Origin of the sequence: Streptomyces sp. 4F14 (genome assembly GCF_048159485.1) — a bacterium.
In the GTDB taxonomy this organism is placed as follows: domain Bacteria; phylum Actinomycetota; class Actinomycetes; order Streptomycetales; family Streptomycetaceae; genus Streptomyces.
This window is the reverse complement of record NZ_JBLRVY010000002.1, coordinates 66280-80617: the sequence shown is the minus strand read 5'-3', so window position 1 is coordinate 80617 and position 14338 is coordinate 66280. Positions and strand designations below refer to the sequence as shown.

General features: G+C 70.3%; 8 protein-coding genes. 4 read left to right on the top strand and 4 right to left on the bottom strand.

Annotated elements, in window-relative coordinates; all coding sequences use genetic code 11:
• Positions 1-66 precede the first annotated feature (66 nt).
• Genes ACLZOT_RS02625 through ACLZOT_RS02615 form a run of 3 tightly spaced genes read left to right on the top strand, consistent with a single transcriptional unit; the run spans position 67 to position 2746 of the window.
• Entirely contained in the window at positions 67-966 is a 900-nt protein-coding gene (locus tag ACLZOT_RS02625; protein ID WP_416967031.1) for a metal-dependent hydrolase, read from the top strand.
• A complete protein-coding gene (locus ACLZOT_RS02620) occupies positions 966-2000 on the top strand; it encodes a PDR/VanB family oxidoreductase (RefSeq protein WP_416967030.1) in 1035 nt (344 codons plus the stop codon). Before ACLZOT_RS02625 ends, ACLZOT_RS02620 begins: the two co-directional genes overlap by 1 nt.
• A gap of 56 nt (positions 2001-2056) precedes the next feature.
• Entirely contained in the window at positions 2057-2746 is a 690-nt protein-coding gene (locus ACLZOT_RS02615) for a TetR/AcrR family transcriptional regulator (RefSeq protein WP_416967029.1), read from the top strand.
• A gap of 28 nt (positions 2747-2774) precedes the next feature.
• Here ACLZOT_RS02615 and ACLZOT_RS02610 read toward each other — a convergent pair whose 3' ends face one another.
• The 3 genes from ACLZOT_RS02610 to pulA form a co-directional block, all read right to left on the bottom strand.
• Entirely contained in the window at positions 2775-3125 is a 351-nt protein-coding gene (locus ACLZOT_RS02610; protein ID WP_416967028.1) for a 5-carboxymethyl-2-hydroxymuconate Delta-isomerase, read from the bottom strand.
• Between the two features lie 56 nt (positions 3126-3181).
• Positions 3182-4726: a SpoIIE family protein phosphatase gene (locus tag ACLZOT_RS02605; protein WP_416967420.1), complete on the bottom strand. Its 1545-nt coding sequence runs from the start codon at positions 4724-4726 to the stop codon at positions 3182-3184.
• A 155-nt stretch (positions 4727-4881) separates the two neighbouring features.
• The gene (gene pulA, locus ACLZOT_RS02600) at positions 4882-10245 is read right to left on the bottom strand and encodes a pullulanase-type alpha-1,6-glucosidase (protein WP_416967027.1); all 5364 of its coding nucleotides are present in this window, start codon (positions 10243-10245) and stop codon (positions 4882-4884) included.
• A 197-nt stretch (positions 10246-10442) separates the two neighbouring features.
• Here pulA and ACLZOT_RS02595 point away from each other — a divergent pair, with 197 nt between their 5' ends.
• Positions 10443-12518, top strand: a complete 2076-nt coding sequence (locus ACLZOT_RS02595) for a carbohydrate-binding module family 20 domain-containing protein (RefSeq protein ID WP_416967026.1) — start codon at positions 10443-10445, stop codon at positions 12516-12518.
• A 57-nt stretch (positions 12519-12575) separates the two neighbouring features.
• Here the strand turns inward: ACLZOT_RS02595 and ACLZOT_RS02590 are convergent, their stop codons facing one another.
• Positions 12576-14231: a glycoside hydrolase family 13 protein gene (locus ACLZOT_RS02590; protein ID WP_416967025.1), complete on the bottom strand. Its 1656-nt coding sequence runs from the start codon at positions 14229-14231 to the stop codon at positions 12576-12578.
• Between the last annotated feature and the right edge of the window lie 107 nt (positions 14232-14338).

The window sequence follows — 14338 nt, the reverse complement described above, 5'->3', positions numbered from 1 at the left end:
GCCGTCGCCGATATTCGGGTGTGCACGGGGGTTCACCCCGGCTCTACCCGTCAGTACATTGACATCATGTCTAACAAGCACGGGCCCCGGCCGGTCGAGGGCGAGCGGGTCGGTCTCAAGGCGCGGAAGGTGTCGTTCTCCTGGGAGGGGACCCCGCTGCACTGGGTGCCGGGGGATCCCTTCACCACGCACACGATCAACGTGCTGCACCTGCTGCTGCCGGCGGGCGAGCGGTGGTTCGTGCACGTGTACCGGCAGGTGCTGCCGTACATCCGGGACGAGCAACTGCGCGCGGACGTCGTCGGGTTCATCGGGCAGGAGGCGATGCACTCGCAGGCGCACGACGAGGTCCTCCCCCACCTGCGGGACCAGGGGCTCGACCCGACGCCGTACACCGCGCAGGTGGACTGGATGTTCGAGAAGCTGCTCGGCGACCGGACGCTGCCGCCGGGGCGGGCGCGGAAGTGGTGGCTCCTGGAGCGAGTCGCGTTCATCGCCGCCATCGAGCACTACACGGCGTTCCTCGGGGACTGGGTGCTCAACGCGGACGAGCTGGACCGGCGGGGCGCGGACCCGATGATGCTGGACCTGCTGCGCTGGCACGGTGCGGAGGAGGTCGAGCACCGGTCGGTCGCCTTCGACCTGTTCATGCACGTCGACGGCAACTACCGGCGGCGGGCGCGGACTTGGGCGACGGCGTTCGGGGCGCTGGTGTTCCTGTGGCAGCGCGGGGTGCGGTTCTTCATGGAGAACGATCCGACGCTGGTGGACGGGAGGGCGTCGGTGAAGGCGTTCTATCTGAGCGGCAGGCAGGGGACGTTGCCCGCTACCGGCGACATCCTCAGGTCGATCCCGACCTACCTCGGCCGCTCGTACCACCCCTCGCAGGAGGGGTCGACCGCGCAGGCCGTCGCGTATCTCGCGACCTCCCCGGCCGCGCTCGCCGCCGCGAAGAGGGCGTCCTGATGGCGCCCCGGCCGCTGACGGCCGTCGCCGTCGCGGGGGTCGCGCTGCTGGTGAGGCGTTCGCTGCGGCGGCGGATCCAGGCGTCGCCGCTGTGGCCGATGCCGGCGCTGGAGGAGCCGGTGTCGGGGCGGCCTCGGACTCGGGGGGTGCGGCTGCGGGTCGCCTCTCGGGAGGCGGTTGCCGAGGGGGTCGTCCAACTCAGGTTGGCAGGCAGTGAGTTGCCGCGCTGGGAGCCCGGTGCGCATCTCGACCTCGTGCTGCCCTCGGGGCTCGTGCGGCAGTACTCGCTGTGCGGGGACCCCGACGACACCTCGTCGTACACCGTCGCCGCGCGGCTCGTCGAGGGCGGGCGGGGCGGGTCGCGGGAGGTGCACGAGGAGCTGCGGGAAGGGGTGGAGGTCGAGGTGCGCGGGCCGCGCAACCGGTTCCCGCTCGTCGCCGGGGCGCCCGCGTACGCGTTCGTGGCGGGCGGGATCGGGATCACGCCGATCCTGCCGATGCTGCGGGCGCTGCCGGAAGACGTGGAGTGGCGGTTGCTGTACTGCGGGCGGTCGCGGGCGTCGATGCCGTTCCTGGAGGAGGTCGAGAAGCTCGGTGCAGGCCGCGCGACAGTGGTCGAGGGGCGGGGCGAACTCGACGCGTTCCTCGGCGAGTTGGCGGAGGGTACGGCTGTCTACTGCTGCGGGCCCGAGGGACTGGCGGCGGCGGTCGAGGAGCGGGTGCCCGGGGTGCGCCTCGAACGGTTCGGGGCGGCCGGGGCGCTGGCGGGGGACGTGGCTTTCGAGGTCGAACTCCGGCGCAGCGAACGGGTGTTGACGGTCGGCGCCGACACGTCCGTGCTGGCCGCCGTGCGCGCGGAGCTGCCGGACACGCTCTACTCCTGCGAGCAGGGTTTCTGCGGGACGTGCCGGCAGCGGGTCCTGGAGGGGGAGGTCGATCACCGGGACGAACTCCTCACCGACCGGGAGCGCGCCGACTCGATGCTGGTCTGCGTGTCGCGGGCGCGCGGTGGGCGTCTCGTGCTCGATATGTGAACGGCCTTGCCGGTCCGGGCGGTTGGAGAGGGGTGTCGCTCGGTAAAGTTGGCGTCATGACAACCGGGGTGCGTCGAAGGATGGGTGTCGAGGAGCGACGGCAGCAGCTGATCGGCGTCGCGCTCGAACTGTTCGCCCAGCGGTCCCCGGACGAGGTGTCGATCGACGAGATAGCGGCGGCCGCGGGGATCTCACGGCCGCTCGTCTACCACTACTTCCCCGGCAAGGTCAGCCTGTACGAGGCCGCGTTGAAGCGGGCGTCGGAGGACTTGGCGAGCCGGTTCGTGGAGCCGCACGAAGGCCCCCTGGGCACCCGGCTGCTGAGGGTGATGCGGCGGTACTTCGACTTCGTCGACGACCACGGCCCCGGGTTCGCGGCGCTCCTGCGCGGCGGCCCGGCGGTGGGCTCCTCGACGACCAACGCGCTCATCAACTCCGTGCGCCAGGAGGCGTACGAGCAGATCCTCTCCCACCTCGGGGTCACCGACCCGCCGGCCCGGCTGGAGCTCCTCGTCCGCTCCTGGATCTCCCTCGCCGAGTCGACGGCCCTGATCTGGCTGGACGGCCGGCGTATCCCGCGCGAGGAGCTCCAGCTCCAGCTCGTCCAGGACTTCGCCGCGTTGACGGCGGTGACGGCCGCGTACGACGACGAGCTGAAGGAGCTGCTGCGCCCGATGCTGACGGGCGAGCCGGCGGACGGGCCGTTCGGCCTGCTGGCGACGCGGCTGATCGAGCTGGTGTCGTGAGCGCCGTAAGGGAGTCGGGGCCCAGGGGCTACCACTGGGCCTTCGTGTAGGACGGGTCCAGTTCGCGGACCTCGGCGGAGGCGTGCACCGTGCCCCAGCCCTCGGCGGGGAGGTGTTCCTTGAGCAACTCCAGTACGGCGGCGGTCAGTTCGGCCTTGACCTCGGTGGTGCGGCCGGCCAGGAGGCCGAGGGTGACGTGGACGACGGCGTGGCCCTCCTCCTCGTAGCCGAACGCCGTGTGTCCGGCGGCGCGGAACTGGGTCTTGCACGCCTCGGGCTTGGCGGCGGCGATCTCGACGACCGCGGTGTGCAGGGCGCGGGCGAAGGCGGGGTGGTCGAAAGTGAGCTCGGCGGAGTGGTCGACGGTGATCTGGGGCATGCGGGGCTCCTCGGTGGGCGACTCGGCTCCGGTCACCTTAACCGGGTGCGCGACGGTCACCTCAGGCGCAGGGCCAGCATCGCGATGTCGTCCTCGCGGCCGTCGGCGAAGCAGCCGAGGAGCAGGTCACAGAGGGTGCCGAGCCCTTCGGGGGCGCCGGCGGCGACCGTCCGCAGGCGGGTGAGGGAGGTCGCGAGGTCGGTGCCGCGGGTCTCGATGAGTCCGTCGGTGACCATCAACAGGCGCTGTCCGCGCTGGAGTTTGATCTCTGTCGGGGTGGGTCTGGGCAGGCCGAGGCCGAGCAGGGGGCCCGCCGCGTCGACGTACTCGGCGGCGGAGTCGGCGATCACCAGCGGGGGGAGGTGTCCGGCGTTCGCGATGCGGACCCGGCCGGTGTCGGGGTCGACCAGGGCGAGGCAGACGGTCGCCGTGAAGTCGGGGTGGTAGCGCTGGAGCACGCGGTCGAGGCGGGCGGCGAGGACTCCGGGGTCGTCGTCCTCGATGCAGTACGCGCGCAGGGCGTGCCGTATCTCGACCATCACCGTCGCCGCGTGCAGGGAGTGGCCGACGACGTCGCCGACGGCGGTGAGGACCCCGTGGTCGGTGGGCAGCGCCGCGTAGAAGTCGCCGCCGATCTCGGCCTCCAGGGAGGCGGGGACGTACCGCACCTCGACGTCGACGCCGGGGAGTTTGGGCAGGGAGGCGGGGCGGGGCAGGAAGCTGTGCTGGAGGGTGAGCGCGACATGTCGCTCGACCTGGTACATCAGCAGCGGTTCGGCGGCCAGCGCGGTGGCCTGGGCGAGCCGGGCGAGCAGTCCGTCGTCCCCGGGGTCGGGGGCGTGCGCCGGGGGCGCGGGCGTCGCCACGCACACCGGCGTACGGCCCTCGGGCGCGGGCGCGAGGATCAGCCGGGCGTCGTCGCGCGCCCCCTTCCGGAAGTAGCCGGGCGGCCACAGCGCGCCGGGTACGACCACGGTGCGTGTCCCGCCCCGCCCCTCGGCGAGCCGGGTGACGAGCCGGACGACGGTCTCGTCGGCGTCCGTGCCGGGCGCCACGACCAGGGACCGGCCGTGCGGCAGCCCCCGGTACACCTCGCCGCGTGCGCCGACGACGAGGACGACGGCCGGGGTGCCGGTCAGCCGGGCCGCGCCCTCGGCCGCCGCGTCCGCCAACTCCTGTGCGTCGCGGGCGCCTTGGACGGTGACGATGGACTCCGCGAGGATCGCGAGGCGGCGGGCCGTCTCCTCTGCCTCGCCGCGTGTGCGCGCCCCGCGCAGGGCCGCCCTGACGACGGCCTGGATCTCCAGCGGGTCGGCGGGGACGGTGAGATACGCCTCCCCGCCGACGTCGAGCCCCCGGCACCGGTCGCTGGGCGCGACCGCCGCCGCCGAGAAGTGCACGACCGGCAGCCCGGCGGTCCCCGGGGTGGCCTTGAGCCGCCGGCACAGTTCGAAGCCGCTCATGTCCGGCAGCCCGACGTCCACGAGCGCCACGTCGAACGGCGTCCCCGCGCCCAGCCGTACGGAGACCTCGCGCAGCGCCTCGTATCCGCTTGCCGCGTCGACGACTTGATGACCGGCGCGGCGCAGGACGGCGCCCATGGCGTAGCGGCTGGCCGCCACGTCGTCGACGACCAGGACGGTCGCGGCGCCGTTCTCGGTGGTCTGCTGCGTGTCGACGGCCGTCTCCTCTCCTTGCGCATGCGCGAGGCGAGCCGCACTTACCGATCTCTTGCACTCGACAAGGTACTGTGCCGTCAGGCTGTTCGGGAGAAAACCGCTACCGTGCGCCCCGGAACGGCGAACGTGCCCGAATTCCGCTCGTAGTGCGCCCTCTTCACGGTAGAGTCCGCCCCCGCCCGCTGAACAGGGTGCAACTGGTAGCCCGTACCGGCGAGTTCGTTCACTTTCTGCTCCTGGGCGGTGGGGGTCGCGTTGAAGACGACGACCAGGTCACCGAGGCGCATGGTGATCACTCCGGGGGTCTCGGCGGTGCCGGACAGCGGGAACGACAGGGCCGACTGCACCTGGGCCGTCGTACGGAGCGAGAACGCCTCGTCGGTCGTACGGATCCTCAGCAGATCGCGGTAGGCGGCCGAAGTGCCCTGGATCTGCGGGCAGTCGACCTTGACGGTGGCCAACAGGGGTCTGGCGTACGGCCACTTGTCGGCGTTGTCGGCAGCCGGTGGCAGGCCCCGGCCGAAGCCGTTGCCGTCGGCGCAGTTCCAGTGGATCGCGTTGAACCAGTCGCCGCTGTCGTAGGAGTTGCGGTCCAGGGACTTGGAGCGCAGGAGGTCGCTGCCGGCCTGGGAGAGGGCCGGGCCCTGGGAGAGGAGGGCCGTGGCCAGCGCGAGGACCTGCATGCGGGCGCGGTCGTCGGGGCTGGTGCGGGCGGGGAGTTTGTAGGCGAGGGCGTCGAAGAGGGACTCGTTGTCGTGGGCGTCGGCGTAGGCGAGAGCGTCGCCGGGGTCGGCCGCGTATCCGGCCGGCTGGCCGTTGTAGTCGACCTGGGCGCCGGTGACCTCGCGGCCGTCGGTGTCGGTGAAGCGGTAGCCGGCGAGGTTGCCGGTCAGGCCGACCTTGATGAGGTCCTGGTAGTGCAGGAGGCGGGCCTTCTGCTCGGCCTGAGTGCCGTTCGCCGTCGAGGAGTTGGGGTCGGTGTAGAGGCCGGAGGCGAAGCCCTGGACGCCGGGATCGGCGTCGAAGGGGCCGCCGCCGCGCACGGCGTCCCGGGCCCGGTCGGAGAAGGTGGCGATGCCGGTGCCGGCCATGTTCTTCTGCGTGGCCTGGACGAAGCGGGCGTCGTCGGCGACCTCGCCGAAGTTCCAGCCCTCGCCGTAGAGGATGACCTTCTTGCCGTCCACTCCGTCCCTCCGGAGAGTGAGGGCGTCGAGCGCCTTGCGGACAGCGAGGATGTTGGCCTTGGGGTGGTGGCCCATCAGGTCGAAGCGGAAGCCGTCGACCTTGTACTCCTTGGCCCAGGTGACGACCGAGTCGACGACCAGCTTGCCCATCATGGCGTTCTCGGTCGCGGTGCCCGCGCAGCAGGTGGAGTTAGCGACGCTGCCGTCGGCCATCAGCCTCTGGTAGTACCCGGGTACTACCTTGTCGAGCACGCTGGTGTCGGCCTGTCCGGCGGCGGCCGTGTGGTTGTAGACGACGTCCATGACGACCCGCAGCCCGTCGTCGTTGAGGGCCTTCACCATGCGGCGGAACTCGGTCGTACGGGTTACGCCGTCCGGGTCCGAGGCGTACGAGCCCTCGGGGACCGTGTAGTGGTACGGGTCGTAGCCCCAGTTGTAGGCGTCCTTCGCGGCGATCTTCGCCACGCACTCCTGCTGCTTCTCGGAGTCGGCGGGCAGGGCGGCGAGGTCGCAGTCCGTCGTGGCCTGGTCGGCGTGCTTCTCGGGAATGGTGGCGATGTCGAACGCGGGCAGCAGGTGGACGTAGTTGGCGCCGGACTTCGCCAGCTCGCGGAGGTGCTGGGAGCCGTCGCTGTTCCTGTCGGTGAACGCCAGGTACTGGCCGGGGTGTTGGGATGTGCGGTCGGCGATCGAGAAGTCCCGGATGTGGAGTTCCTGGATCTCGGCGGCGTTGAGGGGGGCGGCCTTGGGTTTGGTGTAGGTCGTCCAGCCGGGCGGGGTCAGGGACTTGTCGTCGAGGTCGGCGATCAGGCTGCGCTCGGAGTTGGCGGTGAGGGCTACGGAGTAGGGGTCGGTGACGTGGTTGGTGACGATCTGGCGGACGGTGGGGGCCCAGACCTTCACGATGTAGCGGTAGGGCTTGTTCTTCCAGGCTTTTGTGCCGGTGACGGACCAGACGCCGGTGGTGTCGTTCCGTTTCATCGGGACCGTCTTGCCGTCGAGGTCGAGGGCAACGGACTGGGCGGTGGGGGCCCAGACGGCGAGCGTGGGGTGGTTGTTGGTGAACGTCGGGCCGAGCTTGGCCTTGGTGGCGTCGTACAGGTCGTCGAGGGCGCCCGCGATCTGGACGCCGGTCGCGGCCAGGACAGCGCCGTTGGCAGCACGTTGGGAAGCGACCACCTGGCCGCGCAGGGCGTCGCGGACGCGGTCACGGTCGCGGGGGTCGATCGTCCAGGCCGTGTAGTCCTTGAGGTGGGGGTACTTGGCCTTCTGGGCGTCGGTGAGGGTGGTCCTGGCGAGCCGGAGCCAGCGTTCGTCGTCGCTGGTCAGGGTGCCGTTGTCGGCCTTGATCGAGCCGTCGTGGGAGTACAGGAGCTGGGTGGAGGCGGCGGCCTCGCCGCCGTTCCAGGCGAGGGTGTTCCGGTCGATCCAGATCGCCTTGGAGGTGGTCAGGTCGAGGGCGGCGGCAAGGCCGGCGGGCTGCGGGAGGAGGTACTTCTCCTGGCCGTTCAAGAGCCACACCTCGTGTCCGTTGGCGGTGAGGTCGAGGGACTGGTCCGTGGGGAGGTCCTTGTCGTCGCCCTTGTGGAGGATGTAACTCAGGCTGGTGGCGCCGGGGTTGAGGGGGACCTCGTAGACCGCGCCGTACGCGTCGACGCGGGCCGGCTTCAGCGGGGACGACCATTCGGTGGGGTTCGCGGCGCCTGTCCAGACGTGCAGGCCCCAGCCGTCGTAGGCGTTGTCGGCGCGGTGGTAGTGGAGGATCGCCTTGGACTTGTCCTGGGCGGGGTAGTCGGGGCGGTCGGTGCGGACGTCGGGCTTGCCCTGCTCGATCCAGACCTCGCCGGTCTTGGTGACGTCGATCGTGCGGTCGGTGGCGACGTCCTTGGTGCCGTCCTTGTCGATGACGAGGAAGCCGACGTTCGAGGCGCCGGGCTTCAGCTTGACGTAGGCGAAGGCGCCGTAGGCGTCGCGGCCGGTGAAGGGGTGGCTCGCGGGCCAGGTCGTGGCCTCGCCGTCGGCCAGGTCGCCCCAGGCGTACAGGCCCCAGTTCGCGTAGTCGCCGTCGGGGCGGTTGTAGTGGACGATCGCGTAGTCGCGTGAACTCGCCGTCGGGGGTTGCTCGGTGGGCGGAGTGCCGGTGGTCGTGGACGCTGTCGCCGAGGCTCTGCGGCCGGCCGAGTCGACGACGACCGCCTTGTAGCGGACGGGGGTTCCGGGCTTCGCCGTGATGGTCTGGGTGACCTGGTAGGGGGCGTGGTCGGCCGAACCGAGCGTCTGCCAGGGGGCGTTGCCGGTCTGGGCGGCGAAGATCACGCGGTTGAGCTGTCCGCCGGTGACGTCGGCGGTGAGGGTGACGGTGCCGGTGGCTCCGGCGAGCGGTGCGGTCAGGGTGATCGTCGGAGTCGTCGTCGGCTGGGCGAGACCCCCCTTGAGTACTACCGCCCTGCCCGGCGGGACGGTGAGGGTGACGCGGGCGGCCTCGTCGGAGCGGACCGTGGATGTAGTCCCGTAGATACCCCGGTAGCTCATACCTGAGGACGAGGTCGTGAAGGTCGCCGTCCTCGGCTCGGTCGCGTTGTTGAAGGCGACGACGTACTCGGTGTGCCGGTCGCTCCGGGTGAACGCGTAGACGCCGCTGCCCCGCTCCGCGTACCGCTCGGTCTGGACTCCGTCGGTGAGGGCCGGGTTGGCCTTGCGGAGGCGGGCGAGGTCGGCGATCTGGCGGTAGAGGGGGGCTGTCGGGTCGTAGGCGGCGCTCGCGTGGGTGCGGGTGGTGCCGATCTGGTCGTCGTCGAGGTAGTCGGGGGTGCGGGAGGCGAACATCGGCTGGCGGGCGTCCTTGTCTCCGCCCGCGCCGGTGAAGCCCTGCTCGTCGCCGTAGTAGACCACGGGGTTGCCCCGGCTGAGGAACATCAGCTCGTTGGCGAACCTGTCCTTCGCGAGGAGTTCGGCGTCGGTGGCCTTCGGGTTGTCCTGCTCGATGAAGGTGCCGATCCGGCCCATGTCGTGGTTGCCGAGGAAGGTGACCTGCTCGTAGGCGTTCGCCTTGTCGGTCGTGTACTTGTGATCGGCGCCGAAAACCCGTGCAAGAGCTTGCGCGCTGCCGCCCTGGGAGGCGTACTGGCGGGCCGCTTCCTGGAAGGGGAAGTCGAGGGTGGCGTCCAGGCGGCCCTGGGTGACGTACGGGGAGGTGATGTCGGGGTCGGCGGAGTAGACCTCGCCGAACATGAAGAAGTCGGCGCGGCCGTGCTTGGCCGCGTACGCGTCGAGGGCGGTCGCCCACTGCGTCCAGAACTCCATGTTCACGTGCTTCACGGTGTCGATCCGGAAGCCGTCGATGTCGAAGTCCTTCACCCAGCGCTCGTAGATCTTCTCCATGCCGCTGACGACCTCGGGACGCTCGGTCCACAGGTCGTCGAGGCCGGAGAAGTCGCCGTAGGTGGTGGACTCGCCGGCGTAGGTGGAGTCGCCGCGGTTGTGGTACATCGTCGGGTCGTTGAGCCAGGAGGGGACCTTGGTGGTGCTCTTGGTTTTGGGGACGCGCGGGAAGGAGTCCGCGTCGACCTCCGGGAACTTCCGGCTGCCGTCGGCGTATTGGGCGTCGTCGAAGGGACGGCCGTCCTTCGTCAGGTACGGGAAGGCGCCCTTGGAAAGGTAGTTGTAGGACTGGGGGTCGTAGTCGACGACGTCGGCGGTGTGGTTGGTGATGACGTCGAAGAACACCTTCATGCCCTTGGCGTGCGCCTTGGAGATGAGGGTGGTGAGGTCCTGGTTCGTGCCGAAGTGGGGGTCGACCTGCGTGAAGTCGGTGATCCAGTAACCGTGGTAGCCCGCCGAGGCGTTGGCGCCGGTCCCCTGCACGGGCTGGTTCTTGAAGATCGGCGCGAGCCAGATCGCCGTCGTCCCCAAGCCCTTGATGTAGTCGAGGCGTTGGGTGAGGCCCTTGAGGTCACCGCCCTGGTAGAAGCCCTTGTCGGTGGGGTCGTAGCCGGTGCTGAGCCGTGAACCGGTGAGCCCGCCACGGTCGTTGGCGGTGTCGCCGTTCGCGAACCGGTCCGGGAGGACGAAGTAGAACTGTTCCCGCGTCGCGTCGTGCCGGGCGGGCTCGGCGGCGAGCTTCGCGTCCGACGGCGGCGGGGGCGGGGTGGCCGCGTGGGCGGCGACGGGTGGAACGAGCGCGGCGGTGACGGCGACGACTGCGGCGGCAGCGATCCGCCGGGACCGTCTCGATGTCCGGAACCATCTCGGTGTCACGGGCGGGAACTCCTAGCGATTGCCTGGCGGTTACGGCGGGTCCGACCCCGCGTGACCGTATCGCTCACGCAAGGTTTACAGCAAGATGCTTGCAACCGACAGAAAGAATTTGCATCCCGCGCCTTGACGTGCCCGCCACAACTGCCCCAGTCTCACGAATTGTTGAACAGTGATCCCTCATGTTCCGGAGCCGCAACATGAACCGACACCACCCCCCGGGTGTCCTCCCCCGCGCCCTGCACCTCACCGCGGCGGGCGCGCTCGCGCTCGCCGGCGTCGTCGCCCTCCCCACCGCCTCCGCCCACGCCGACACCACCAGGAAGGGCGATGTCATCGCCAACCTGTGGGAGTGGAACTGGGACTCGGTCGCCTCCGAGTGCACGAACGTACTGGGTCCGGCGGGGTACGGCGCCGTGCAGGTCGCGCCGCCCTCCGAGTCGCTGAAGCAGTCGTCCTTCTACTGGTGGGACGTCTACCAGCCGTACTCGTACAACCTCAACAGCAGGTTCGGTACGGCCGCGAAGTTCCAGTCGATGATCAACGCCTGTCATACCGCAGGGGTAAAGGTCTACACCGACGCGGTCATCAACCACACGGGCGCGCAGACCGGTACCGGGTACAACGGCACGACCCTCACCAACAAGTACGACACCCCCGAGTGGGACCGCGCCGACTACCACGACGCGTCGAGCTGCCCCACCTCCGACCTCACCATCCAGGACTACGGCAACCTCACCCAGGTCCAGAACTGCGAACTCCTGGGCCTGCCCGACCTGAAGACCGGCACGGACCACGTCCGCACCGGCATCGCGAACTTCCTGAACTCCCAACTCGCCCTCGGCGTCGACGGGTTCCGGGTGGACGCGGCGAAGCACATCCCCGAGGCCGACCTCGCGGCGATCGAGTCGAAGCTCACCGACACGACGTCCGGCACGGACCCGTACGTCTTCCAGGAGGTGTACCCGGGTTCGACACCCCAGCCGGCCGACTACTACGCCTCCGGTGACGTCCTCGACTTCACGTACGCGAGCAAGCTGAAGTCGGCGTTCCAGGGCAACGTCTCCGACCTGGAGTCCCTGCCCTCGTCCGGCATCCTGCCCGCCGACAACTCCGTGTCGTTCGTCACGAACCACGACACCGAGCGCAACGGCCTGCACCTGTCGTACAAGGACGGCGACGCCTACCGGCTCGCGAACCTCTTCCAGCTCGCCTACAAGTGGTCGACGCCGACGGTGTACGCGGGCTGGCAGTTCACGCAGAGCGACCAGGCGCCGCCGAACTCGGGCGGGTTCGTGACCAACACGGACTGCGCCAACGGCTGGTACTGCCTCAACCGCGACACCGGTGTCGTCGGCATGGTGTCCTGGCACAACGCCGCGAACACGGCCGCCGTCTCCAACTGGCAGACCAAGTCGTCGTCCGTGATCGGCTTCGGCCGCAGCGGCGCCGGGTTCTTCGCGCTCAACAACGGTTCCTCGGCGGCGACTTACACGTTCGCGACGGGGATGGCCGACGGGACGTACAAGAACGTCATCGACGGCGGGAACAGCACGGTGACCGTCTCGGGCGGCAACGCGAGCCTGACGATCCCGGCGAAGAACGCCATCGCCTTCTACAACGCGTCGTACACCTGCCCGATCTCCTCCTGCACGGGCGGAGGCGGTGGTGGCGGCGGTTCGACGACCGTGAGCGCGACCTTCAACGCGTACGCGCCGACGTCCTCCGGGACCAACGTCTACGTGGTCGGATCCATTGCGGCGCTGGGGAGTTGGGACCCGTCCAAGGCGGTCGCCCTCTCCTCCAGCGGCTACCCGGTCTGGTCCGGCACGGTGTCCGTCCCGGCCGGCGCGTCCTTCGAGTACAAGTACATCAAGAAGGACTCCTCCGGCGCGGTCACCTGGGAGTCCAACGCCAACCGGGCGGCCACGGCCGGGACTTCGGCGCTCACCCTGAACAACTCGTGGAACCTCGCCGACGCGAACGCGACGGACGTGACGTTCAACGAGACGGCGACGACGGCCTCCGGTACGAACGTCTACGTCGTCGGTTCCCTCGCCTCGCTGGGGAGTTGGAACACGGCGGACGCGATCCCGCTCTCCTCGGCCGCCTACCCGACCTGGTCGAAGAGGGTGATTGTCCCGAAGAGCACCGCCTTCGAGTACAAGTACCTGAAGAAGGACGCGTCGGGGACGGTGACCTGGGAGTCGGGTACCAACCGGACGTACACGACCGGGAGTTCGGCCGGCTACACGACCAGTGACACCTGGAAGTAACGGGCACCGACAAGGCCCGGCCCTCTCACAACAGAGGGCCGGGCCGTCGTCGTACCGTCAGCTCGCCGTGAACCACACGGTCGTGTCCGCCGGGACGCTCACCCCGTCGAAGTCACCGCTGGCGAGCAGGACCCGCCCGTACTCGGGAACGCTCACCACATCCCCCGTGGTGTTGGCGAACGCCACGAACTCCCCCCGCCGGAAGGCGAGTACGCCCTCGGGCGAGGGCAGCCACTCGACGGACTCCCCCGCCCCGAGGTCGGGGTGCTCGTGCCGGACGGCCAGCGCGGACCGGTACAGCTCCAGCGTGGACCCGGCCACGCCGGTCTGCGCCTCGACGCTCAGCTCGCCCCAGCTCGCGGGCTGCGGGAGCCAGCTGCCGCCGGCGCCGAAGCCGTACGAACTCCCCTCCCGCGTCCAGGGGATGGGGACCCGGCAGCCGTCGCGGAAGCCGTCCTGGCCGGCGCCCCGGAAGTAGGCGGGGTCCTGGCGGACCTCGTCGGGGAGGTCGACGACGTCGGGCAGGCCCAGCTCCTCGCCCTGGTAGACGTAGGCGGAGCCGGGGAGGGCCAGCATCAGCAGCGTGGCCGCGCGGGCGCGGCGCAGGCCGAGTTCACGGTCCCCGGCGAGGCGGATCTGCGTGCCGAGGCCGGGCTCGTTGGCGAAGCGCGTCGCGTGGCGGGTGACGTCGTGGTTGGAGAGGACCCAGGTTGCCGGGGCGCCCACGGGACGCATCGACTCCAGGGTGAGGTCGATGACCTCGCGGAGCTTCCCGGCGTCCCAGTCGGTGGACAGGTACTGGAAGTTGAAGGCTTGGTGGAGTTCGTCGGGGCGGACGTAGTTGGCGGTGCGCTCGACGGTCGGGGTCCACGCCTCGGCGACGAAGATGCGCTCCCCGGCGTACTCGTCGAGGACCTTGCGCCAGGCCCGGTAGATGTCGTGGACGCCGTCCTGGTCGAAGAACGGCATGACATCGTTGCCCAGGAGCTTGGCCTGATCGCTGCCCCCGATGTCGGGGAGCCCGGCGGCCTTGACCATGCCGTGGGCGACGTCGATGCGGAAGCCGTCGACGCCCATGTCGAGCCAGAAGCGCAGGATGGAGCGGAACTCGTCGCCGACGGCGGGGTGTTCCCAGTTGAGGTCGGGCTGCTCGGGCGCGAAGAGGTGGAGGTACCACTCGCCGTCCGGGAGCCGGGTCCAGGCGGGCCCGCCGAAGATGGACTCCCAGTCGTTGGGCGGGAGTTCGCCGTCGGCGCCCTTGCCGGGCCGGAAGTGGTAGCGCTCCCGCAGCGGCGAGCCCGGACCCTCCTCGACGGCCCGCTTGAACCACTCGTGCTGGTCGGAGGAGTGGTTGGGGACGAGGTCGACGATGACCCTGAGGCCGAGTCCGTGCGCGTCGCGGATCAGCGCGTCGGCGTCGAGGAGTGTGCCGAACATGGGGTCGACGGCACGGTAGTCGGCGACGTCGTAGCCGGCGTCGGCCTGCGGGGAGGCGTAGAAGGGGCTGAGCCACACGGCGTCCACGCCCAGGTCGCGCAGGTAGGGGAGGCGGGCGCGTACGCCGGCCAGGTCGCCCATGCCGTCGCCGTTGCCGTCGGCGAAGCTGCGCGGGTAGACCTGGTAGATCACGGCCTCCCGCCACCAGTCGGGGCGGCTCGCCTCGACGGTGGCGGTGACCTGGGCCTGGTCGGCTGCGGAGTGCTGCTGGCTCATGGCGTCCTTGTGCTGGTCGATCGGGCGGAAGTGCGGACGATGGGGCGGCCGCAGGGGTCAGCGGGGTCGGATGGACCCCTACGGCCGCCGCCCCGCTCGTGACCATG